This is a genomic window from Bradyrhizobium guangdongense (assembly GCF_006483445.1).
In the GTDB taxonomy this organism is placed as follows: Bacteria; Pseudomonadota; Alphaproteobacteria; order Rhizobiales; family Xanthobacteraceae; genus Bradyrhizobium; species Bradyrhizobium guangdongense_A.
Genome location: NZ_PPPT01000195.1, coordinates 1 through 23,640 on the forward strand (window position 1 = coordinate 1; position 23,640 = coordinate 23,640).

Consider the following 23,640-nt stretch of genomic DNA (forward strand, 5'->3'; position numbering starts at 1 on the left):
GGAGCAGCGGCTGGCGCGGCTCGAGGCGCTGGCAAAGCTGCTCCCGCGTCAGATTGCCGAACGGGTTCGCAAAAGAACTATCCTGCCCGAACTCGAAGCCAAACCCCTGCTCCAGCGTTTCGGGGCGGATCTCGTGGCCGTCTTGGTCGATGATCGGCCCGCGCGCCTCGCGGCCGCTGAAGGTCGCGCGCGAATTGTTCCCCGAACGGGGGCGGCCGCGCACTGAAATCTCGTCATCGGACATGGTCATCATCCACGGACAACGCGCGAGCCCCCGCGCGGGTTGCTGCGGCGGAGTTCACGCCGATGCGGCGGCCGGCTGCTGCGGCTCGTCGATATATTTGTAGACGAGCCAGGACGAGATCACGGCCGGCACGAAGCCGACCAGGCCGTAGAGGATGAACTGCACCGCGCCGCTCTCCGATCCGCGCCCGCCATAGGTGAAAGCCGCGAGGAAGAAGGCGATGATGCCGACCAGCAACACGCGCAGCACGGGTCCGATCCGCCTGATGTGCAGGATGATGTCGTCCACCGCGCCGATCATCAGCGCCGGCAGGAAGCCGAACAGATAGCTGTATTGCAGGGTCTTGAAGAACACCACGAACAGCTTGCCGACCTCGCCCCAATTGGTCTGGGTCCAGTAGCCGGACTGATAGGTGGTGGTCAGCAGCAGCAGAAACCCGCCGACGAACGGGCCCACCAGCGCGAAAACCAGATAGCGTTTCATCAAGCACCCCTCAACTGGACGCCGCCGTTATAGCAGTGCTGCGCGCGGCTTGGATAGCGGGCCGAGTGGGCCGGATTGCGGATTGAATTGGCGACACCTAGAGTGGGACGTCAAACAGGCGCTGGTCCGGGGAAGACGTTGGCACGACGTTGGCATGCGGGGCTGCGGCACGTCGTCATCTGCATGCTGGCGACGATGCTGTCCGTCGCGCTGGCGCGGTCGGCGGATGCCGTGGAGCCGAAGCGCGTCCTGGTGCTGCATTCCTACGGCCAGAACTTCAAGCCGTGGCGGGACTACGCGGTCGCGATCCGCCAGGAGTTCGAACGCCAGACGCGCTGGCCGATCGACGTGCAGGATTTTTCGGTCGTCACCGCGCGCTTCGACGACAATAACGTCGAGAACCAGTTCGTCGAATATCTCGCCGCATTGTTCGCGCACGGCGCGCCTGATCTCGTGGTCGCGATCGGGGCTCCGGCGGCGCTGTTCGTGCAGCAGCATCGCACCGACCTCTTTCCGTCGGTGCCGATGGTCCTGACGGCCGTCGAGGAACGGCGGGTCCGGTGGTCCGCATTGACGCAAAATGATGCGGTCGTTGCCGTCAGGCAGGACATTCCGGCGCTGTTTGCCAACATCTTCCGGCTGCTGCCGGAGACGAAGACCATCGCGGTGGTGATCGGCGATTCCCCGAACGAGCGCTTCTGGCTCGGCGAATTCCGCCGCGAGATCGAACCGACGATGCCCAACGTCAAGATGACGTATTGGAACCACAAGTCGTTTCCCGAGGTGCTGAAAGAGGCCGCCACGCTGCCGCCGTACAGTGCGATCTTCTGGGTGCAGTTGCAGGTCGACGGCTCCGGCGCCGTGCACGAGGGCGAGCGGGCGCTGAAGGACATCCACGACGTCGCCAACGCGCCGATCTTCTCCTATGACGAATCCTTCTTCGGCGGCGAGACCGTCGGCGGTCCGATGACGTCGGCGACCAGGACCGGCCGCAAGACCGCGGAGATCGCGCTGCGGATTCTCGACGGCGAAGCACCGGCCGACATCAAGACGCCGACGTTGCAATATGGCCCGGCCAAGTACGACTGGCGGCAGTTGCAGCGCTGGGGCATTCCCGAGAGCCGGCTTCCGCCCGGAAGCGAGGTGGAATTTCGCTCACCCTCGGCGTGGGAGATCTATCGCTGGCAGATCAGCCTGATCACGGCCGTGATCCTGCTGCAGTCCGCGCTGATCAGCATCCTCGTCCACGAACGGCGGCGGCGGGTGCTGGCGGAGGTGCAGTCCCGGCAACGCTCGGCGGAGCTCGCGCATATCAACCGCTTCTCGATGGCGGGCGAACTGACCGCCTCGATCGCGCACGAGCTCAACCAGCCGCTCGGCGCGATCCTGACCAACGCCGAGAGCGCGGCGCTGATCCTGAAATCCGACGCGCCCGACCTCAAGGAATTGCGCGAGATCGTCGAGGACATCAGGCGAGACGACACGCGCGCCAGCGAGGTCATCATCCGCCTGCGCAGCCTGCTCAAGAGGGCGCCGTTCGAGCAGAGCGACCTCGATCTCAACCAGGTCGCGCAGGAGACGATCGAATTCCTCCAGCCGCTGGCGACCGCGCGCGATGTCGAGCTGGACCCCGGCATCGCCGCGGGCACGCTGCCGATCCGGGGCGACCGGATCCAGCTTCAGCAGGTGATCATGAACCTGATCGTCAACGCGATCGATGCGATCTCCGGCCTGGCGGGCCCCCACCGCAGGATCGGACTTCAGACCGCGCGTGACGGCGACTTCGCCGAAATCGGCGTCTGCGACAACGGCCCCGGCATCATGCTCGACAGGTTCGACCGGGTGTTCGAGCCGTTCTACACCACGAAGCCGCAAGGCATGGGCATGGGCCTTGCGATCGCCCGCACCATCGTCGAGGCCCATGACGGGCGGATCGTGGCCGAGAACAAGCCCGAGGGCGGCGCGGTGTTCCGCATCCGCCTGCCGCTCTCCAAAGCCGGGCGCGCGCTGGCGTGAGCCGCCGGAACAAGTGCCGGTCCTGCCGAGTTGGGCAAGTCGAACGTCCTGCAACCCTGCAACCGACGCGGAGCGAGCCATGCGTGGCCTGATCATGGGACTAGCCGTCATCACCATGGCCGTGACAGGCCTTGCGGGCGCACCGGCCTTAGCGCAGGGCCACGCTGGAACCAAGCAGGAGCAGCAGGCCTGCTCGCGCGATGCCTCAAAGTTCTGCCGCAAGGACCTCGGCAATGACGGTGCAGTGCAATCGTGCCTGACGGTCAACCGGGCCAAGCTGTCGTCGTCATGCCGCAAGGTGTTCGAGAGTCACGGCATGTAATCCGGGATGTAACCTGGGATGCAATTCCGGCGCGTGATTTTCGTAATTTGCGTGACGAACGGGCAACAATCCCGGAATCGTTTTCGCGAACCATTGAAGCTTCGTCGCAATCACGCATAATTTGATTCGGGCGGCGCAGCACTTTCGATTCGACGACATCTCTGGATCGAGCAACCGCACCGGATGGATGGTCCGGTGCCGGTGATGACATGCGGCAGCGCAAGCCGCGTGCGGTGCCCCCAAAAAGTACAAGCGGCCTGCCGGGCCGCGAAAAAACCTCGGGGACGCATTTCACATGTCAAGCTACCGCATCGGAAACTTCGGGATCACCAGGATCGCCACGCTCGCAGCGCTCGCCATTTCGGCCTCCGCGCTCGCCACCTCGCCCAGCCTCGCCTTCACGCAGGAAGCCCAGCAGATGTGCTCGGGCGACGCCATGCGCCTGTGCTCCGCCGAAGTCCCCGACATCCCGCGCATCACCGCCTGCATGGCGCGGAACAAGTCCCAGGTCAGCCCGGGTTGCCGCGCCGTGATGGACAAGGAAGCGGCCGCCGCAGCCCACGCCCGCAAGCGGGAAGCGGCTGCGCAGTAGGGTCAACCGACGCCGCTCGTCTCAGGCAAGCGGCAGCCTGATCCGAAAGCGTGCGCCACCCTGGGCATCATTCTCGGCCAGGAGCTGTCCGGCGTGCGCCTCCACGATGGTTCGCGCGATGGACAGCCCCATGCCCATCCCGTGCTCCTTGGTGGTGAAGAACGGCTGAAACACCTGCGAGAGCTTGTCCTGGGGAATGCCGGAACCGGAGTCGGCGATCGAAACCTCGGCAAAGTTGCCGTTGCGATCGGTCCTGACGGCAATGCGGCGGTTGGCGGCCGCCATGCCCGACATCGCGTCGATGGCGTTGACGACCAGATTCAGGATCACCTGTTGAAGCTGGATCCGGTCGCCCTTGACGATGAGCGACCCCGGCTCGAGCGCCCTGTCCACGCTGACCTGGCGGCCGACGGTCAAGGCCGCAAGAAACTCCAGGGTCTCGCCGACGACGCCGTTGAGATCGACCTCACGCAATTCGAACGGCGTTTTCTTCAAGAGGCTTCGCAGGCGTAGAATGACCTCGCTGGCGCGCTCTTCGTCGCGGCGGATGTCGGCCACGATCTCCCTGATCTCGCTCATGTCGGGGCTGCTGGACTTGATCATCAGCGCCATCGTTTCGGCGTTGGTCCTGATGGCGCCGAGCGGCTGATTGATCTCGTGCGCGATAGAAGCAGTCAGCTCGTTGGCTGTCGTGAACCGGTTCACATGGGCGAGCTCGGACATGCGCTGGCGTGACTGCACCTCTGCGATGAGCCGGCGCCCGCGCTCATGCACCAGCAGCGTGATCAACAGCGCCTGGGCCACCAGCACGGCGAGGATAAGGGCGATCTGCCAGCGATAGGTCTGCCAGATGGATGGCTCGCGGAAATCGACCTCGCTGCCTGCCGGCAGCCGGCTTTCGCTGACGTTCCAGCGCTTCAATTCCCGTGCGTCATATTTGGGCGGCTGGAAATCGCTGGGCGGGGTCTTGATGTCGGCCGGCTTCTCGCCGCCGAGGATGCGCATGGCGACGGCCGCCGTTCGCCGGCCTCCTTCCGTGGGCGAATGCATCGGGCCGCCAATGATCTCGCGGCCGAAGAACGCCTGATCCGTCGTGAAGATCGGCGCATTGGCGACCGCGTATAGTCGCGTCAGCGCACGGTCGCCCTCATGCGCGACGCCGGCCCCATCGATGATCATCTGGAACCAGAAGATCGCGGAATGTGGCGGCAGCACCGCGATCTCCTTCAGCATGTCCTCGAACGAGCGCTTGTCGTACCACCTGACATCGACACGCTGCTCCAGCGGCTGCAGCTCCCGCCGCATCTCGTCCTGCCAGACCAGTTCGTTGGGAGAATTGCCGTTCACCATCGCAATGACGCGCGTCTCCGGCGCAATCGCGAGGAAGCTTTCGAACAGGTAGCGGAAATCGTGCCTGACCGCGACGACCGTGTCGTTCTCGGTCAGGTTCGCGAACTGGATACGGCGCTGCTCGACCGCCGTGAACAACATGGGCGCGGAAGGAAACAGTTTTTGCCGATAGCGCTGGATGAAGATCGCCGCCGGCGCCCCGATGCAGATGATCAGCTCAGGCGGCTTGCCGGCATAGAGCGCGTGCAGGTACTCGACGAAGGCAGGCTCCGGATTCGAGTCCGGCGTGCGCGCCGCCATCAGCGCATGCTCCTGCACATCCAGAACCCACGGCGACTGCCGGTCCAGCTCACCCCTGATAGCCCGCGCATACTCGTTCCACGGTCTGAACTCGCGGCCGAAGGAATGGAGGATCATGACGCGCTTGTGCTCGGCGGCCGCCGCATCGAGCAATGTCAATGCGTAGACCAGCGCCGCAACGCACAATCTGACAAGCGATGCCTGGGTCATGAGGACTGCAATGTGCTCGCGCGAAGGACGCCGAGGCCATTGTAGATCACAGGGTTCCGCAACGACAGCGGCGACCCATGACGCTTTGGATTAAGGCCCTACTCGCCCCACTGCGCAAACGCGTCGTTGAAGGCGCGTTCGCCGGGGGCGCCCTTCTCGATCGCGATGATGGCGCGGCGCTGGTTGGTGTAGACCAGCGGGATGTCGAACCAGGAGCGCTCCTTCAGGAGCTGGATGTTGCGGGCGCGGTCGGTCTCGACGTTGGAGAGGCCGACCAGGAAGAAGCCGTCGGTGACCTTGACGGCTAACCCTGCGAGCGGCGTGCCGCGCGCCTGCTCGTTCGACTTCATCAAAATGCCCGGCACGTTGGAGACGCCGCCGCCCGGGAAATCCGGCGGCAGGATGAAGGTCAGCTCGGCCGTGTGGCTCGCCGGCAGCGAGGAGTCGGTATTGCGGCGGAACGACATCGTCATCTTGAACTTGCGGTCGGGAATGTCGATGTCGGCGCGCACGGCGACGTCGGCCTTCTGGTTGCCGGACGCCTTGATCGGCTCGGTCCGCCACACCACCGAGCCGACGAACTGCTTGCCCTTCGGATCGGACGGATCCTCGTCATAGAGCACGACCTTCTGCGCCACCGGCGCAGCCGGCTGCTCGCTCGACGAGGGCTGGCCGACGCGATCGGGAATCTTCGGCTTGCTCTGCGGTTGCGACGGATCCTTCGGCGCCTCGACCACCTGCGTCGCCGACGGCTTGAACAGGCCGCTCACGGTCTGCACCACCGTCTTGCCCCAGAGAATGCCGGCGCCGACCAGGATCAGCACGATGCCGATGGCGATCGCGCTCTTGAACGGGAAGGCGCTGCGGGACTTCTTGACGTCGCGCACCGGAATGCGCGGACGGGGCGACGGGGCCTGCGCCTGCGGCGCGTAGCGCTCGGCCTCCTCCATCGACTCGTCATAAGAGTAGGGAGCGTCCGGCGGCTCGCCGGCGCGGTTCTCCAGGCTCGGCTCGAGCCGGTCGAATTCCGGCGAAGGCGACGGCACGTTGGCGTAGGTGCGGCGCGCGGCGCGATTGGCCTGCGCAGCGGCGCCGCCGAGATCGTTGGCGTCAGCCGTGATGTCGCGGAAGCCGCGAACGCCCGGGGCCTGCGGCGGTACGGGCGGCGGCGCACCCTCAGGCGGACGGCGCGACCGGTCACGCCCCGAGGGCTCCGGCATCGGCGGCGGCGGAGGAGCCTGCGGCGAACGCGGCGCTTCGGGGCGCGGCGGGCGCGCCTGGCGCTGGGTGTCACGATCGCCGAACTCGTCGGGCCGCTCGCCGCGCGGTGGCGCGGCCGGGCGCGGGGCCCGCGGCGGAGGCGCAGATGGCGGAGCCGGCTGTTGCGCGCCTTCGGCGGCGCGGGCGCTGGCCCGGCGGAATGCATCGCCGCTGCCGCCGGCAGCACCGCCGCTGCGGGAGCCGGAGCGGGAGGCGTCGCGGGCGCGTTGGGCGGCTTCCGATTCGACCTTGCGGACGGCCTCTTCCAGCGACAGCCGTTCGCGGGTGATCTCGGATTCGGAGAGCGGCGGCTGCACGCTGCGCAGTTGCGCGATCAGCGCCGTGCGCGCCCGTTCATAGAGCGCGCGCCGGCTTTCGCCGGGAGCATTGGGGTCCAGGGCGGATATAGCGCGGGCGATCAGCGGATAGTAATCAGCCATTGCAACTCAACTAGCGCACGTCCCGGTAAGATATCGTTAAGCCTCAAACGGATTTTGCACCAGAATAGTATCTTCGCGTTCGGGGCTGGTGGAAAGAAGGGCGACGGGGCAGCCCACCAGTTCCTCGATCCGGCGGACGTATTTGATGGCCTGGGCCGGCAGGTCCGCCCAGGACCTTGCATTGGCGGTCGGCTCCTTCCAGCCCTCGATGGTCTCGTAGATCGGCTCGACCCGGGCCTGGGCGCCCTCGCCCGCCGGGAAATGGTCGATCTCCTTGCCGTCCAGCCGGTAGCCGGTGCAGACCTCGATGCTGTCGAAGCCGTCGAGGATGTCGAGCTTGGTCAGCGCCAGCCCGTTGATGCCGCAGGTGCGGACCGCCTGGCGGACCAGCACGGCATCGAACCAGCCGCAGCGACGGGGACGGCCGGTATTGGTGCCGAACTCGCGGCCGCGCTCGCCGATCTTGCGGCCGGTCTCGTTGTCCTGCTCGGTCGGGAACGGACCCATGCCGACGCGGGTCGTATAAGCCTTGCAGAGGCCGAGCACGTAGCCGACAGCGCCGGGGCCCATGCCCGAGCCGGTGGCAGCCTGCGCCGCCACTGTGTTGGACGAAGTGACGTAAGGGTAAGTGCCGTGGTCGACGTCGAGCAGCGCACCTTGCGCGCCCTCGAACAGCATGCGCTTGCCTTCGCGGCGCTTGATGTCGAGCAGCCGCCACACGGTTTCCGCGTAGGGCAGAAGCTGCGGCGCCAGCGCGGTCAATTCCTTCAGGATGTCCTTGCCGTTGAACTCGGGCAGATTGAGCCCGCGGCGCAATGCGTTGTGGTGAGCAAGGAGCCGGTCGATCTTGTGCGGCAGCGTGTCGAGGTCGGCGAGGTCCATCAGGCGGATGGCACGGCGGCCGACCTTGTCCTCATAGGCCGGTCCAATGCCGCGGCGGGTGGTCCCGATCGCGGTCGCCGTGTTGGCCGATTCGCGCAGCGCATCGAGCTCGCGGTGCAGCGGCAGGATCAGCGTGACGTTCTCGGCGACACGAAGATTGTCCGGGCTGACGGCGACGCCCTGTGCGCGCAGCTTGGTGACCTCGTCGAGGAAGGCGGCGGGATCGAACACCACGCCGTTGCCGATGACCGACAGCTTCGACTCCCGGAGCACGCCCGAGGGCAGCAGCGCGAGCTTGTAGGTCTTGCCGTTGATGACCAGCGTATGGCCGGCATTGTGCCCGCCCTGGAAGCGCACGACGATGTCGGCTTGCTCCGACAACCAGTCGACGATCTTGCCTTTTCCCTCGTCGCCCCACTGGGCGCCGACGACGACAACATTGGCCATTCGCGGGTAATCCCTATCAATCTGTCTCTAGGAGGCACGATCCCTGCGGAAAACCGGTCGTTTCCGGGATCATGCCTGCGCCACGCCGATTCCGCGGCCGGGACCGCTGGCATGCGAGGCAGTCCCACCGGATAAAGGAAGCGGGTCCTCTAGGCAAGCAAGAACGGGGCTTTTTCGGGGTCTGAAACCAGCTTCAAGCCTTTGATATCCCCGGAAAATCCAGAATCGCTCAGGGACGGGCGGGCCATCCTCGACGAAAGGCGGAAGAAGCCCCCTTCAAATTGACGCGCATCAACCCGGCGCCGGCGCCCTTACGCCAAGGCTAGTGACCACCAAGCCTAGTCGCACCGCCTTTTCCTTCGGAACCGAAGTGACCGCGTCATCCGAGCCGACCCCCAAGGACTTCTGGCAACTTCCGCCCGACGCGCTGTGCCGGCAGCTCGGCTGCGGTCTGCAGGGCCTGACCGCGGGCGAGGCGAAAACGCGGCTGGCGCGCTTCGGGCCGAACAGCGATGCGCCGCCGAGCGTCGAAGGCGCTATGCGCGCGATCCTGCGCCGGCTCATGGAGCCGCTGTCGCTGATCCTGCTGGTGGCCGGTGTCATCTCCATGCTGACCGGCGACGAGATCGGCGGCCTGATCATCGTGCTGATCCTGACGCTGTCGATCGGGCTCGACACCGTGCAGGAAGGACACGCGGTCCGCGCCGCCGAGATCCTCCGCCGTTCGGTCGCGCTGAAGGCCGAGGTCAAGCGCGACGGCGCCTTTGCCGAAGTCGACGTCGAGCATGTGGTGCCCGGCGACATCCTGCGCATCCGCGCCGGCGACATCATTCCGGCCGATGCGCTGATCCTTGAAAGCACCGCCTTCACGGCCGGCGAAGCCGCGCTCACGGGCGAACCCTATCCGGTCCAGAAGCGCGCCGGCCCCGCCGCCGATGCCGACGACAAGTCGAACGCGCTGTTTCGCGGCGCCGTGGCGCAGACCGGCGAAGCGATCGCGCTCGCGGTCAAGACCGGGCGCGACACCGTGTTCGGCGCGGCGGCTTCCGCGCTGGCGGAAGCGCAGGTGCCCTCCCCGTTCGAACGCGACCTGCGCGAATTCGGCCTCGTGGTCGCGCGCGCCACGCTGGCGCTGGCGCTGATCGTGCTGACGGTCCGCGTGGTGTTCGGCCGCCCCGTGCTGGACTCGCTGCTGTTTGCGGTCGCGCTCGCGGTCGGGCTGACGCCGGAGCTACTGCCGATGATCACCACGGTGACGCTGTCGCGCGGCGCGCTGCGCATGGCCGGCCGCAAGGTGATCGTGAAACGGCTCGCCGCGATCCACGATCTCGGCGCCATGACGATTCTCTGCACGGACAAGACGGGCACGCTGACCTCGGCGGAGATCACGTTGGCCAGGAGCCTCGATGCCGAGGGCAAGGACGATTCCCACGCCGCAAAGCTCGGCGCGATTGCAGCCAGCCTCGGCGGCGACCGCGGCTCGCTCGATGCCGCGCTCGTTGCCGGGCAACCGGATGCCGCGCGCGGCTGGACGCTCGCGGGCCGGCAGGCTTTTGACTTCTCGCGCCGGCTGGGCTCGGTGCTCGCGAGCGGTCCGGACGGCCCACGCCTCATCGTCAAGGGCGCGCCGGAAGCCGTGCTTGCGCTCTGCACGTTAGATGACGAGGCGCGCAGCGCCGCATTGGCGCGCGTCCATGCACTGGCCGAAGAGGGCCTGCGCTGCGTCGCCATCGCCTCGCGGGCCTGGGATGGACCGACACGGGAGGTCGAAACTGAGGACGAAGTCGCGCTGACCTTCGAAGGTTTTTGCGCGTTTGCCGATCCGCCCAAACCGACAGCGGCGGCTGCGATTGCCGATCTGGCCGCGAGCGGCGTCGGGCTGAAGATATTGTCCGGCGATGATCCCGTGGTGGTGAAGCGGCTCGCAGGCCTCGTCGGGCTCAACGCCGAGCGCGTGCTGTCGGGGTCGGACATCGCCGAGCTCAGCGACGAGGCGCTCGCCGTGCAGGTGCAATCGGCCGACGCGTTTGGCCGGCTCGCGCCCGACCAGAAGGCGCGCATCGTCAAGGCGCTGCAGGCGACCGGCGAGGTGGTCGGTTTCCTCGGCGACGGCATCAATGACGCGCCGGCGCTGAAGGCCGCCGATATCGGCCTCTCCGTCGACGGCGCCACGGGCGTAGCGCAGGCCGCCGCCGACATGATCCTGCTTGCGTCCGACCTCGAGGTCGTCGCCGATGGTGTCGAGGAGGGCCGGCGCACCTTTGCCAACATCCTGAAATATGTCCGCATGGGCGCGAGCTCGAATTTCGGCAATATGCTGTCGATGGCGGCCGCCTCCATCGCGCTGCCGTTCCTGCCGATGCTGCCGACGCAGATCCTGCTCAACAACCTGCTCTACGACCTCTCCGAGCTCGGCATTCCCTTCGACCGCGTCTCCGCGCAGGCAACCGCCCAGCCGCAGGTCTGGAGCATGACGCGCCTGGCGCGCTTTGCCGCGATCATGGGACCGCTGTCGTCGCTGTTCGACTTCCTGACCTTTGGCGCGCTCATTTATCTCTTTGGCGCCTCGCCGGTTGAATTCCGCACCGCCTGGTTCATCGAATCCATGGCGACGCAGATCCTGGTCATCTTCATCATCCGCACCAATGGGCGGCCCTGGCACAATTGGCCCGATCCCGTGCTGTCGGCCTCATCGCTGATCGCGCTCGCCGTAGCGCTCGTCCTGCCGTTCACGCCGGTCGGCGCCTGGTTCGGCTTCGTCGCCCCGCCACCGCTGATGATGGCCGGCATCGCGGCTCTGGTCGTGGTCTATCTCGCCTGCGCCGAACTGGTGAAGCCGTTTGCGATCCGCAGCGTCCCGAAGCCGTAGAGTTCCTTCATCCGCACCATGCATGGTCGCGATGCGCCGCAGACCATTGATGTCAGGCGGATTTCCGTGTCTCTCTGAGGAGGCCGGGCATGAGCCGGCCCGGAGCTGCCGGGCCGGATGGCTCGGCGCATCAACCGGGCCTCGTCTCCACACCATGTCCGCCACCGACCAGACCACGGCCGCCGCGCCGGGTCATATCTGGATCGCCAACCAGCCTTATCTCCTGCTCAGCATCACCGCGCTGTGCTGGGCCGGCAACGCGATCGTCGGCCGGCTCGCCGCCGGCCACATCCCGCCGGTGACACTGTCCTTCCTGCGCTGGACCTTTGCGTTCCTGCTGGTGCTGCCGTTTGCGTGGAAGCATCTGGCGCGCGACTGGCCTGCCATCCGAGGCAAGCTCGGCCTGATGATCGTGCTGTCGATCACCGGCATCGGTGCCTTCAATACCTTGCAATACTGGGCGCTGGAGCACACCGAAGCCCTCAACACGCTGCTGCTGCAGTCGGCCGCGCCCTTGGTGGTGGCGCTGTGGTCGCTGGCGATCCTGGGTATCAGGCTGACGGCGACGCAGACTTTTGGCGTGCTGCTGTCGCTGTGCGGCGTGCTCACCATCCTGTTGCGGGGCGATTTCACGGCGCTGTCGAACATATCGTTCAACAAGGGCGATCTCATCTTCATGGTCGCCCTGATCATCTTCGCGCTCTATTCGGTGCTGACCTTGAAGCGGCCGGCGATCCACGGCCTGTCCTTCCTCGCCTTCACCTTCGGCTGCGGCGCGGCCTGCCTCATCCCGCTCGAGATCTGGGAATTGTCGGCCCGCCCCGTGATGAAGCTCGACATGCCGAACCTGCTGACGCTGTTCTATGTCGCGGTGTTTCCTTCGACGCTCGCCTATCTCTGCTTCAACCGCGGTGTCGCGCTGATCGGGGCCAACCGCGCCGCGCCGTTCTTCCACGTCGTGCCGGTGTTCGGCTCGATCATGGCGATGATCTTCCTCGGCGAGCTTCCAAAGACGTTCCACTTCATCGGCTTCGCGCTGGTGCTCTCGGGCGTGTTCGTGGCCTCGCGCAAGCAGGCGACCTGACGATTCCTCTCCCCATTCGACGTCTAATATATTGACCGGTTTCCGGCTCGGGCCGGCTTGAATTTGCTGTAGGCTTCGCTGGTCGCGACGATCACGTGCTCGGCACAGCCGTTGCGGCGATGCGGATCGGCCTGCTTCTCATAAGCGTCCGATGTCATCATATCGAGGAAGGCAGCGACGGTCGGGTAATGCACCAGCGCCACGAAATCCCAGTCATGGCCGGCCCGCGAGCCGAGCGCGACCGCCCTGGCATCGCCGGTCCACAACAGCGTGCCGCCGCGCGCCTTGATCATCGGCACCGTCACCGCGCTGTAACGCAAATATGCGTCCCAGCCGGTGCCATCGCCATCGAGCGAGCGCGCATGGAAGCGCATCAGGTTCAGCATCACCACGGGCGCCTGCTGGTCGAGCTGCGCCAGTCCTTCGACGTTCAAGAGATCTACACTCACTGATGTCTCCTCGGGATTTCCTGCATTGTAGCATTGCGGAGACGGGACTTGTCCGGCAAGCGAAAGCGGGCGCAAGCTCGACGTGGAAACAATGACGATTGCCGCGCCCGCGCCACCGAAAACCAGTCCCATCGGCTGGCTCAACAACCAGCCCTATCTGCTCTTGAGCCTGACCTCGCTGTTCTGGGCCGGCAATATCGTGCTCGCGCGCCATGTCGGCGCGCATATCCCGCCGATCACGATGACGACGATCCGCTGGTTCGGCGTGTTCTTCATCCTGCTTCCGCTCGCCTGGCCGCATCTGAAGCGCGACTGGCCGGCGCTGCGCGCGCATCTGCCGCTGATGCTGTTCTTGTCGCTGATCGGCTTTGCCTTCAACAACGCCATCTCCTACTGGGCGATGCAGTACACCGAGGCGCTGAACGCGCTGCTGATCCAGTCGTCGGGGCCGCTGTTCGTGGCGCTATGGTCGCTGGTGCTGTTCGGGGTGCGGCTGACCGGCAGCCAGCTTGCGGGCATCGCGGTGTCGCTCGTCGGCGTGCTCGTCATCATCCTGCGCGGAGACCTGTCGGCGCTTGCCGGCATCACCTTCAACAAGGGCGACATCATGTTCGCGTCCTCGCTGGTGGCGTTCGGGCTCTATTCCGCGATCATTCCGCGCCGGCCGCGGGTGCATCAGCTCTCGTTCCTGTCCTTCACCACCTGCTGCGGCGCGATGATGCTGGTGCCGGGCGCGCTGTGGGAATATTCCGCAGGGATCACGCTGAAGCTCGATGCGCTGACCTTCGCGACCATGGGCTACATCCTGATCTTCCCCTCGACGCTGGCCTATCTGTTCTTCAACCGCGGCGTGGCGCTGATCGGGCCGAACAGGGCCGCTCCGTTCTTCCATCTGGTGCCGGTGTTTGGCTCGGCGATGGCGATCCTGCTGCTCGGCGAGAAGCTAAGGGCGTTTCATCTGATCGGCTACGCGCTGGTGCTCGCCGGCGTCGTCACCGCCTCGCGGCAGGGTTCGGCTGTGAAATAATTCCGCACGGCGGATACGGGCGTGCCAAGCTGCCGCCTTCCGCTTCCACGACGAAACAGCTAGGTTCCCTGCACAACAAGAACAGGGAAACGTCCGGAATGTCATCATTCGTCCTCCGCGGCTTGCGCGCCGCCGCATTGCTGCTCGCGGGTTTTGCTGCCACCGCCGCCGCGCAGGCGCAAAATTATCCGAACCGCAACATCACGCTGGTGCTGCCGTTTGCCGCCGGCAGCGGCACCGACACCACGACGCGGATCATCTCGCAGCATCTTTCGCAGGCGCTCGGCGTTGGCATCGTGATCGAGAACAAGGCCGGCGCCAACGGCATGCTGGCCGCGACCTTCGTCGCGCGCGCCGCCCCCGACGGCTACACGCTGCTGGTCACCACCAACACCACGCATTCGGCCAATCCCTATCTGCTGAAGAGCCTCACCTACGACCCGGTGAAGGATTTTGCGCCGATCGCGCGCACCGGCGACCTGCCCTTCATGCTGGTGGTCCATCCCGACGTGCCGGCCAAGTCCGTCGCCGAGCTCGTCGCCTATGGCAAGGCCAATCCGGGCAAGCTGAGCTACGCCTCGGGCTCGTCGTCGGCGATCGTGTCGGGCGCGACCTTTGCGCATAATGCCGGAATCGACATGCTGCACGTGCCCTACAAGAGCTCGCCGCCGGCACTCAACGACGTGATGGGCGGCCGCGTCTCCATGATGTTCGTGGACATCCTCACGGGGCTACCGCACGTCAATGGCGGCGCGCTGCGCTCGCTCGCCGTCACCACCAAGGACCGCTCGCCGCTGGTGCCGAACCTGCCGTCGATGCAGGAGGCCGGCGTGCCCGACTTCGACATCACCTCCTGGCAGGGCTATTTCGCGCCCGCTGGCACGCCCAAGGAGATCGTCGTCAGGCTCAATGCCGAGATCCGCAAGATCGTCGAGAAGCCGGAGATCAAGGCCCAGCTCGCGACCCTCGGCATGGACGCTTTCTCTGGCACGCCGGAGGAGCTCGGCACTTTCGTGAAGGATCAGCTCGTGCTGTGGGAGAAGCTGATCAAGAACGCCAATATCGAGGCGCAGTAAGCACGCGCCGCGACTGACGGCCCCGCCTCGCACCGGACGAGCCAAGCGCCCCCTTGCGGGGCGCCGCGCGATCAATGCAACTCCAGCATTGATCGATGCCAGATTTGGCTTGGACAGAGAATGCTGCCCGCCCTAAGGACGAAGCTGGCGACATCGCGCCCGTAGAGCGCGCTCGCACAGCAATGGACGACTGTCTCGTCCGAACCTCCAATCCGCAACCAATAGCGGTCGAGCCGAGAAGCGGGAAGAAACATCCATGGATGCAATCTGCATCATCACCTCGCGCCCGGCGCCGGCCGACGGCGCGGCGCGATTGCCGAGGGTGCGATGAAAGTCGCATTGTCAGGCGCAAGCGGAAACATCGGCAGCCTGCTGCGCCGCGAGCTGCCGAAGCACGGCATCGCGCTGCGCTCTGCCGGCTGGAAGCCCTCGATTGCACCGCAGCACGAGGGCGAGGACGTCATGAACGGCGACCTCCGCGACACCGCCTTCGTCGATCGCTTCCTTAATGGCGTGGACGTCCTCATTCATCTTGCCGGGACCAGCGTCGAGCGGCCCCTGCCCGAGATCATCGAGAACAATCTGATCGGCCTGCACCAGGTCTACGAAGGCGCGCGCCGCAACAACGTCAAGCGCATCGTGTTCGCCAGTTCGAACCACGCCTTCGGCATGCACGAGGTCAGTGCAAAGCTCGCCCCCGACGCACCGTTCCGGCCCGACGGCCTTTACGGCCTGTCCAAGATGTGGGGCGAGGGCATGGCGCGGATGTATTGGGACAAGCACGGCATCGAGGGAATCTCGCTGCGGATCGGGAGCTGCGAGGCCCGCCCTTCGAACTTCCGGCATTTGAGCACCTGGCTCAGTCACGACGACATGGTTTCGCTGGCACTGTGCAGCATCAGGGCGCCGGCGGTCGGCTATCTCGACGTCTGGGGCGTCTCCAACAACACGCGCAGCTATCTCACGCCGCTCAACTGCGCCGAGATCGGCTATGCGCCGGGCGACAACGCCGAAGACTTCGCGACTGACATCCTGAAGCAGCCGAACCCGCTCGATTCCATCGCACAATCCTACCAAGGTGGTGCGTTTGTGACGCTTGACTTCACACCTGAACAGGAGCGCCCTACGGCGTCCCAAAGCTTCTGCGCGACCACGACATAATCAACAGGGAGGAACGACCACATGAAGACACTGACCGGCATCATCGCAGCCGCGGCGCTGGCGATCACGGCGCCCCTGGCGAGCGCCCGCGATTTCCGCTCCGCCGACGTGCATCCCGCCGACTATCCGACCGTCGAGGCCGTCAAGTCGATGGGCCAGGAGCTCGCGAAGGCGACCGGCGGCAAGCTCGGCGTGAAGGTATTTCCCAACGGTGCCCTCGGCTCCGAGAAGGACACCATCGAGCAGTTGAAGATCGGCGCGCTCGACATGATGCGCATCAACTCTTCGCCGCTGAACAATTTCGTGCCGGAAACCATTCCCCTGTGCCTGCCCTTCGTGTTCCGGGACACCAAGCACATGCGCGCCGTCCTCGACGGTCCGATCGGCGATGAAATTCTGGCGGCCATGGAGCCCGCCGGATTGATCGGCCTCGCCTATTACGACAGCGGCGCCCGGTCCATCTACACCGTCAAGGCACCGGTCAAGTCGCTCGCCGACCTCAAGGGCCTCAAGATCCGCGTCCAGCAGTCCGATCTGTGGGTCGGCATGATCCAGAGCCTCGGCGCCAACGCGACGCCGATGCCCTATGGCGAGGTCTATACCGCACTCAAGACCGGCCTGGTGGACGCGGCCGAGAACAACTGGCCGTCCTACGAATCCTCGCGCCATTTCGAGGCGGCCAAATTCTACAACGTCACCGAGCACTCGCTCGCGCCCGAAGTACTGGTCATGTCCAAGAAGGTCTGGGACACCCTCAGCAAGGAAGACCAGGCGGCGGTCCGCAAGGCGGCCAAGGACTCGGTGCCGGTCATGCGCAAGCTCTGGGACGAGCGTGAGCTGGCCTCGCGCAAGACGGTCGAAGCGGCCGGCGTTCAGGTCATCACGATCGCCAACAAGGCGGAATTCGTCGATGCGATGAAGCCGGTGTACGACAAGTTCGCCAACGACGAGAAGCTGAAGAGCCTCGTCAAGCGCATCCAGGACACGAAGTAAGACACGACGCCGGTTCCGGTGTCGCCGACCGGCGGCACCGGAATCCCGCAAGGAGATGGGGATGTCGGACAATCACTCGGGAAGCCACGAGCCGGAAGCGGAGGCGGGAAAGCCGTCGACCGGCTTGCTGTCGCGGATCAATGCACCGATCGCGCGCGTGGGCATGTATTTGTCCGTGAGCGGCCTGCTCGTCATCGTCATCATCGTATTCTACCAGGTGTTCGGACGTTACGTGCTTAATTCCAGCCCGACCTGGACCGAGAACCTTGCGCTGGTTCTGATTCTGTACGTCACGTTGATCGGCGCCGCCGTCGGCGTGCGCGATGCCGGGCACATCGGCATGGACAGTCTCCTGGTGATGCTTCCGGATCGCACGCGCGAGACGATCGAGCTCGTGATCCACGTTCTGGTGGCCGTGTTCGGTATCGCGATGGCCTATAATGGCTGGATCCTCGGCGCCTCGGTCGGCACCGTGAAGATCCCCAATCTCGGTCTGCCCGAGGTCGTCCGCTACGTCCCGCTGATCGCCTCCGGCGTCCTGATCGTTTCCTTTTCCATCGAGCACATCATCGCGCTCCTGCGCGGCGAAGAGGTCATTCCGTCATGGAACTGATCATTCTCGGCGCCACCTTCTTCGGCTTCCTCATCCTCGGCGTACCGGTCGCGTTTGCGATCGGCCTCTCGGCGATCTGCACCATCCTTTATGAAGGCCTGCCCGTTGCCGTCATCTTCCAGCAGATGATGTCGGGCATGAACATCTTCTCGTTCCTGGCCATTCCGTTCTTCGTCTTCAGCGGCGAGCTGATGCTGCATGGCGGCGTTGCCGACAAGATCGTGCAGCTCGCCAAGAACCTCGTCGGACACATCCGCGGCGGCCTCGGCATGGCGAACGTGGTCGCCTGCACGTTGTTCGGCGGCGTCTCCGGCTCCCCCGTGGCCGACGTGTCGGCGATGGGCGCGGTGATGATCCCGATGATGAAGAAGGAGGGTTTTGACACCGACTACGCCGTCAACGTCACCACCCATGCCTCGCTGGTCGGCGCGCTGATGCCGACCAGTCACAACATGATCATCTATGCGCTCGCCGCCGGCGGCAAGGTCTCGATCGGCGCGCTGATCGCCGCCGGCATCTTGCCCGCGCTGGTACTGATGGCCTGCATGCTGGTTGCCGCTTATGCCGTGGCGGTGAAGCGCGGCTATCCAGCCGGCAAATTCCCGGGCTGGGCCGAAGTCATTCGCTCCTTCGCGGCCGCGCTGCCCGGCCTTCTGATCGTCGGCATCATCCTCGCCGGCATCCTGTCCGGCGTCTTCACCGCAACCGAATCGGCGGCCATCGCGGTCACCTACACGATCCTGCTGACCTTCTTCATCTACCGCACCATGACCTGGAAGCACTTCCTGAAGGCCGCGGCCAAGGCAGTGAAGACGACGGGCGTGGTGCTGCTGCTGATCGGCGTCTCCACCATGTTCCAGTATCTGATGGGACTCTACGAGGTGGCCGACCTCGCCGGCGCGATGATGAACAAGCTGTCCTCGGAACCCTGGATGATCTTCCTGCTCATCAACATCATCCTGTTCCTGCTCGGCACCTTCATGGACATGGCCGCGACGATCCTGATCTGCACCCCGATCTTCCTGCCGATCGCGATGAAGGCGGGCATGGATCCGGTGCAGTTCGGCATGCTGATGCTGATCAACTGTGCGCTCGGCCTGAACACTCCGCCGGTCGGCACGACGCAATTCGTGGGCTGCGCCATCGGCGGCATCTCGGTGGGCGCCGTCATGCGCACCATCCTGCCGTTCTACGCCGCGCTGATCGCGGCACTGATGTTCGTGACCTACGTCCCCGCCTTCTCGCTGTGGCTGCCGCGCCTGCTGATGGGGTACAAGGGATAAGGTCGGCCCATGGCATCAAACAGAAAGGGCGGGCACGGCGCTGACGCGCGTGTGCCCGCCCTTTTTGTTTCGTCCTGCGCTGGCTTAGGCCGCGCGCACCTTGGCAAGGAAGCCGTCCACGGCGCTGCGCAGCGCGCCGGACTGGTTGTCCAGTTCGCGGGCGTTGGAGAGCACGTCGGACGCCGCCGCGCCGGTCGCTTCCGCGGCCGAGGTGACGCTGCCGATATGGGTGTTGATCTCGCTCGAGCCGGCCGCAACCGACTGGATGTTGCGGGCGATCTCGCGCGTCGCCTCGCCCTGCTGCTCGATCGAGGTGGAGATGCCGGCGGTGATCTCGCTCATCTCCGCAATCGTCTGCGTGATGCCGGCAATCGCCGCGACCGCATCGCTGGTCGAGGTCTGCATCGCCGCCACCTGGGCGGAGATTTCCTCGGTGGCCTTGGCGGTCTGGTTGGCCAGCGCCTTGACCTCGGATGCGACCACCGCAAAGCCGCGGCCGGATTCGCCGGCGCGCGCCGCCTCGATGGTGGCGTTGAGCGCGAGCAGATTGGTCTGCGCCGCGATCGAGTGGATCAGCTTGACGACCTCGCCGATCTTCTCGGCGCCGGACGACAGCACCTGCACGGTGGCATTGGTGCGCTCGGCGTCGTTGACGGCCTTGCTGGCGACTTCGGTCGAACGCGTGACCTGACGCGAGATCTCGGTGACCGAGCTCGACAGCTCTTCGGCGGCGGCCGCAACCGTGCCGACATTGCCAGAGGCGCGCTGCGAGGCGGCGCCGACGGTTGCCGCACGGGCGCTGGCGTCGCTGGCGGTCGCGGTCATCGATTGCGCCGTGGTCTGCATGCCGGCGGCAGCCGAGGAGACCGAGCGCACGATGCCGTTGACGCTGCGTTCGAAGTCGTTGGCGATGTTCTCCATCGCGCTTCGGCGTTCGGCTGCGACACGCTCCTTGGCGTCCGCCTCGGTCTTTTCGAGGTCGCGGATGCGCACCGCGTTGTCCTTGAAGATCTGCACCGTCGAGGCCATCGCGCCGACCTCGTCGCCGCGGCCAACGCCGGGGATGTCGCCTTCGAGCTTGCCGTCGGCGAGCTCTTTCATGCGGGTGCCGAGCATATCCAGCGGACGGCTGATGCTGCGGCCGAGCAGCCAGGCCACGCTGCCGGCGATGATGACGATACCGAGTATGGACAGGCCGAGCAGCCAGGCCACCGGCGCCATCTTGTCGTCGATGTCGTCGAGATAGGCGCCCGTGCCCAGGTACATGTCGAAGCCAGGGACGGCGACGGCCCAACCGAGCTTGCGGATCGGCTTCTCCTGGCCGGGCTTCACATATTCATAATAGAGCAGGATCGAGCCATTGGCCTTGACGCCGTCCATGAGCTCCTTGGACAGCTTGCGGCCGTTGGTTTCGACCTCCATACGGTTCGTACCGATCGCCTTCGGGTCGGGCGCGAGCTGGGTGATGCCGTCATAGGTGGTGCCGAACAGGTAGCCCGAACCCTTGTCGTAGGTCATCGAATTGCCGTAGCGGCGAAGGTCGGCCATCGCGGCATCCTTCGTCATCTCGCCGGCATCGATTCGCTTCTTGAGCGCGGCTGCATAATTGCGCGCCATTTCCACGATCGCCTTGGCCTGATCGATGCGCGCCTCGACCATCTCGCGCTTCATCAGATAGCCGGCGAGCACCCCGGAGATGCACAAGCCAAACAGGGTAACGCCAACAAGGATGCCAAGCTTGGGGGCGATCTTCATATTGCTCAACTTCACGGGGATTGCTCCGGGGATGAGGGACAGACGCACATCGGATCGATACAATTTGAATCAACTTCTAGGGTGAGACCCCTTAGCGCTTTGTTACGGGAACTCCGTAGAAGCCCTGACATCCGCGAAAGTCCGGTATTCCGGCAACCGACGATTGTACGAACTCCGGCCGCTTTCGCGTAAAAGACGAACAGGCCCGCTGCAAAGGCGGGTCAAGAACAAGAACCGAACAGCAAAATCGGGAGCAGGAAATGCCGAAATACAGGGTGCTGACACCGAAGGGCGCGAGCTTTACGGTCGCCGGCAGCGACTATTCCTATGAGCGGGAGGCGCTCGACCCCATCGATGCCGAGATCATCGAGGCGCCGGCCAACGAGGCCGAGTTCATCGCGGCGGCCAAGACGGCGGACGCGATCTACGCCAAGGGCATGCCGATCTCGAAGACGGTCATCGACGCGCTGGAGAACTGCAAGGTCATCACGCTCGGCTCGGTCGGCGTCGACAGCGTCGACGTGAAGGCAGCCACCGCCCGCGGCATTCCCGTCACCAACATTCCCGACACCTTCATCGAGGAGGTCGCCGACCACGCCATGATGCTGCTGCTCGCGGGCTTCCGCCGCCTGGTCGAGCAGGACCAGATGGTCCGGCAGGGACGCTGGGCCGAGGGCCGGCCCGCGCTTTTGAAAATCCCCCGCCTGATGGGGCAGACGCTCGGCTTCATCTCGTTCGGCCGGGTCGCACGTGCAGTTGCGAAGCGCGCCGCCCCCTTCGGCCTCAGGATGATGGCCTATGACCCCTTCATCCAGGAAACGCTGCTGTACGACCACGGCGTCATCCCGGCGACCCTGAACGAGGTGTTGTCGCAGTCGGATTTCGTCTCCATGCACGCCCCGGCCCGGCCCGAAGTGCACCACATGCTGACCGAGAAGCACTTCCGGCAGATGAAAAAAAGCTCGGTCTTCATCAATACCGGCCGCGGCGCCACCGTGGACGAGGAGAGCCTGATCAAGGCGCTCCAGGAGGGCTGGATCGCGCATGCGGCGCTGGACGTGCTGGAGAAGGAGCCGCCGTCGCACAACAATCCCATCCTCAGGATGGAGAACGTAACCCTGACCGCCCATGTGGCCTCGGCCTCGGCACGGTTCGACGAAGCGCGCAAGCGCCGCGTGGGCTACGAATTGTCACTGGTGCTGCAGGGGATGTGGCCGGTAAGCTGTGTCAATCCGTCGGTGCTGCAAAACACCGCGCTCCGCCGCTGGCAACCCGTCAGCATGGATCGCGGCCCGAACAGCTAACCGGCAGAGTTGGCTTCGAAGGAAACGGAGATCCGTTGAACTAGACTTGTCCGAACCGAAGAGACCCTTCACCGGCGATCAACGCCGGGACGGCGAAAAAATCATAGGGAGGAACTGATGAGGAACGACTTCACCCGTCGCGATGCCTTGGCACTGGGCGTGTCCGCCGCGGCACTTGCCGTCACCGGCGCGCCGGCGCAGGCACAATCCGCAATCAAGGCCGCCGACGTTCCGGCGCCCAAATGGGCGATCGAGAAGGGCGCATCGCTGAAGATGCTGCGCCCGGTCCGCTTCGTGCAGGCCGATGAGGACGTGTTCCGCGCCAACGCGGCAAAATTCACCAAGGAGACTGGCGTCGAGGTCAAGGTCGACTTCGTCGGCTGGGAGGACATCAACCAGCAGACCGCGGTCACCTCGAACTCCGGCGCCGGCCCCGACATCATCATGGGCTTCTCCGACGCGCCGCACATCTATGTCGACAAGCTGATCGATCTCAGCGACCTCGCCGACTATCTCGGCAAGCGCTACGGCGGCTGGCAAAACCTCGCAAAAGCCTACGGCAAGAAGGCCAAGAGCGACACCTGGATCGGATTGCCGTTCGGGGCGACTGCCGGTCCCCTGATCTACCGCAAGTCGGTCATCAAATCGGTCGGCTTCGACAAGGTGCCGGACGACGCGGCCGGTTTCCTCGACCTCTGCAAGAAGCTGCAAAAGGCCGGCAAGCCCGCCGGCTTTGCGCTGGGCAACGCCGTCGGCGACGGCAACGGCTTTGCGGAATGGATGTTGTGGGCGCACAACGGCACGCTGCTGGACGAGGAAGGCAATGTCTCCATCAACAGCAAGGAGACGATCGCGGCGTTGAACTTCGTGAAGGAGCTCTATCCGACCTTCATCGCGGGAACGCCGTCCTGGAACGACGTCAGCAACAACCGCGCCTATTCCTCGCAGGAAATCGCACTGACCGCGAACGGCGTCTCGCTGTATTTCTCGCTGAAGAACGATCCGGCGACCGCCGCGATCGCCGAAGACAGCGAACATCAGCTCTTGCCGAAATTCTTTGCGCCGATCTCGCCGATGTCGGGCCTGACGCTGAACGCGATGGTGTTCAAGCACAGCCCGTATCCCAACGCCGCAAAGGCCTTCCTCCAGTTCATGATGGAGAAGGACCAGTACGAGCCCTGGCTCAACGCCAATAGCGGCTACTGGGCGCAGCCGCTCCCGGCCTATGCCGACTCGGCGGTGTGGAAGGGCGATCCCAAGGTTGCGATCTTCAAGGACACCATGAACAGCACGTATTACACCGGCTACAAGGGCCCGATTTCGGCGGCCAGCGGTGCGGTACGCGCGGACTATGTGCTGGTGCAGATGTTCGCCTCGGTCGCAACCGGCGCGGCGACGCCCGAAACCGCAGCCGCCGAGGCTGAGCAGCGTGCAAAGCGGTACTTCCGACGGCAGGCGTCGAAGTAACGCCTGAACCACA

The 23,640-nt window shown here is 65.2% G+C and carries 19 protein-coding genes and 1 pseudogene; 13 read left to right on the plus strand and 7 right to left on the minus strand.

Annotated features, from left to right (window positions below):
* Nucleotides 1-250 (minus strand): annotated as a pseudogene (locus C2U70_RS26580) (DUF4112 domain-containing protein); the annotation flags it as partial.
* 48 nt (nt 251-298) lie between these two features.
* Nucleotides 299-727, minus strand: a complete 429-nt coding sequence (locus tag C2U70_RS26585) for a DUF5413 family protein (RefSeq protein WP_140981589.1) — start codon at nt 725-727, stop codon at nt 299-301.
* A 138-nt stretch (nt 728-865) separates the two neighbouring features.
* On the opposite strand from C2U70_RS26585, the gene C2U70_RS26590 reads away from it, so the two are divergent.
* The 3 genes from C2U70_RS26590 (at nt 866) to C2U70_RS26600 (ending at nt 3,657) form a co-directional block, all read left to right on the plus strand.
* Nucleotides 866-2,743 carry a sensor histidine kinase gene (locus C2U70_RS26590; protein WP_246666874.1) on the plus strand — a complete coding sequence of 626 codons (1,878 nt, stop codon included), beginning with the start codon at nt 866-868 and terminating at the stop codon, nt 2,741-2,743.
* A 79-nt stretch (nt 2,744-2,822) separates the two neighbouring features.
* Entirely contained in the window at nt 2,823-3,065 is a 243-nt protein-coding gene (locus C2U70_RS26595; protein WP_140981590.1) for a hypothetical protein, read from the plus strand.
* A 295-nt stretch (nt 3,066-3,360) separates the two neighbouring features.
* Nucleotides 3,361-3,657 (plus strand): hypothetical protein, encoded by a 297-nt coding sequence (locus tag C2U70_RS26600; protein WP_246666875.1) that lies wholly within the window; start codon nt 3,361-3,363, stop codon nt 3,655-3,657.
* Nucleotides 3,658-3,678: 21 nt separating this feature from the next.
* Here the strand turns inward: C2U70_RS26600 and C2U70_RS26605 are convergent, their stop codons facing one another.
* The 3 genes from C2U70_RS26605 to C2U70_RS26615 form a co-directional block, all read right to left on the minus strand.
* Nucleotides 3,679-5,517: a sensor histidine kinase gene (locus C2U70_RS26605; RefSeq protein ID WP_140981591.1), complete on the minus strand. Its 1,839-nt coding sequence runs from the start codon at nt 5,515-5,517 to the stop codon at nt 3,679-3,681.
* A gap of 98 nt (nt 5,518-5,615) precedes the next feature.
* Nucleotides 5,616-7,217, minus strand: a complete 1,602-nt coding sequence (locus C2U70_RS26610) for a hypothetical protein (protein ID WP_140981592.1) — start codon at nt 7,215-7,217, stop codon at nt 5,616-5,618.
* A 36-nt stretch (nt 7,218-7,253) separates the two neighbouring features.
* Entirely contained in the window at nt 7,254-8,546 is a 1,293-nt protein-coding gene (locus tag C2U70_RS26615) for an adenylosuccinate synthase (RefSeq protein WP_140981593.1), read from the minus strand.
* Nucleotides 8,547-8,916: 370 nt separating this feature from the next.
* Here C2U70_RS26615 and mgtA point away from each other — a divergent pair, with 370 nt between their 5' ends.
* Nucleotides 8,917-11,415 (plus strand): magnesium-translocating P-type ATPase, encoded by a 2,499-nt coding sequence (mgtA, locus tag C2U70_RS26620; RefSeq protein WP_140981594.1) that lies wholly within the window; start codon nt 8,917-8,919, stop codon nt 11,413-11,415.
* A gap of 154 nt (nt 11,416-11,569) precedes the next feature.
* Complete coding sequence (locus C2U70_RS26625; protein ID WP_140981595.1) at nt 11,570-12,499, plus strand: DMT family transporter; 930 nt, start codon at nt 11,570-11,572, stop codon at nt 12,497-12,499.
* Between the two features lie 23 nt (nt 12,500-12,522).
* Here C2U70_RS26625 and C2U70_RS26630 read toward each other — a convergent pair whose 3' ends face one another.
* The gene (locus tag C2U70_RS26630; protein WP_186294487.1) at nt 12,523-12,948 is read right to left on the minus strand and encodes a DUF1330 domain-containing protein; all 426 of its coding nucleotides are present in this window, start codon (nt 12,946-12,948) and stop codon (nt 12,523-12,525) included.
* A 91-nt stretch (nt 12,949-13,039) separates the two neighbouring features.
* Between C2U70_RS26630 and C2U70_RS26635 the strand changes: the two genes are divergently transcribed.
* The 6 genes from C2U70_RS26635 to C2U70_RS26665 all read left to right on the plus strand — a co-directional run bounded on the left by C2U70_RS26635 (nt 13,040) and on the right by C2U70_RS26665 (nt 19,101).
* On the plus strand, nt 13,040-13,975 hold the full coding sequence (locus C2U70_RS26635; RefSeq protein ID WP_140981597.1) for a DMT family transporter: 936 nt from the start codon (nt 13,040-13,042) through the stop codon (nt 13,973-13,975).
* Nucleotides 13,976-14,073: 98 nt separating this feature from the next.
* Nucleotides 14,074-15,051: a Bug family tripartite tricarboxylate transporter substrate binding protein gene (locus C2U70_RS26640; protein WP_140981598.1), complete on the plus strand. Its 978-nt coding sequence runs from the start codon at nt 14,074-14,076 to the stop codon at nt 15,049-15,051.
* Nucleotides 15,052-15,378: 327 nt separating this feature from the next.
* Nucleotides 15,379-16,212 (plus strand): NAD-dependent epimerase/dehydratase family protein, encoded by an 834-nt coding sequence (locus C2U70_RS26650; RefSeq protein WP_140981600.1) that lies wholly within the window; start codon nt 15,379-15,381, stop codon nt 16,210-16,212.
* Nucleotides 16,213-16,233: 21 nt separating this feature from the next.
* Complete coding sequence (locus C2U70_RS26655; protein WP_140981601.1) at nt 16,234-17,205, plus strand: TRAP transporter substrate-binding protein; 972 nt, start codon at nt 16,234-16,236, stop codon at nt 17,203-17,205.
* Nucleotides 17,206-17,266: 61 nt separating this feature from the next.
* On the plus strand, nt 17,267-17,818 hold the full coding sequence (locus tag C2U70_RS26660; RefSeq protein ID WP_140981602.1) for a TRAP transporter small permease: 552 nt from the start codon (nt 17,267-17,269) through the stop codon (nt 17,816-17,818).
* Nucleotides 17,809-19,101 (plus strand): TRAP transporter large permease, encoded by a 1,293-nt coding sequence (locus tag C2U70_RS26665; protein ID WP_140981603.1) that lies wholly within the window; start codon nt 17,809-17,811, stop codon nt 19,099-19,101. The genes C2U70_RS26660 and C2U70_RS26665 overlap by 10 nt, the downstream gene beginning before the upstream one ends.
* 84 nt (nt 19,102-19,185) lie before the next feature.
* Here C2U70_RS26665 and C2U70_RS26670 read toward each other — a convergent pair whose 3' ends face one another.
* A complete protein-coding gene (locus tag C2U70_RS26670) occupies nt 19,186-20,871 on the minus strand; it encodes a methyl-accepting chemotaxis protein (RefSeq protein ID WP_140981604.1) in 1,686 nt (561 codons plus the stop codon).
* 245 nt (nt 20,872-21,116) lie between these two features.
* Between C2U70_RS26670 and C2U70_RS26675 the strand changes: the two genes are divergently transcribed.
* Both C2U70_RS26675 and C2U70_RS26680 read left to right on the plus strand, forming a co-directional pair.
* Complete coding sequence (locus tag C2U70_RS26675; RefSeq protein WP_186294488.1) at nt 21,117-22,160, plus strand: C-terminal binding protein; 1,044 nt, start codon at nt 21,117-21,119, stop codon at nt 22,158-22,160.
* 117 nt (nt 22,161-22,277) lie between these two features.
* Nucleotides 22,278-23,627, plus strand: coding sequence for an ABC transporter substrate-binding protein (locus C2U70_RS26680; protein ID WP_140981606.1), 1,350 nt, complete (start codon nt 22,278-22,280; stop codon nt 23,625-23,627).
* Nucleotides 23,628-23,640: the final 13 nt, after the last annotated feature.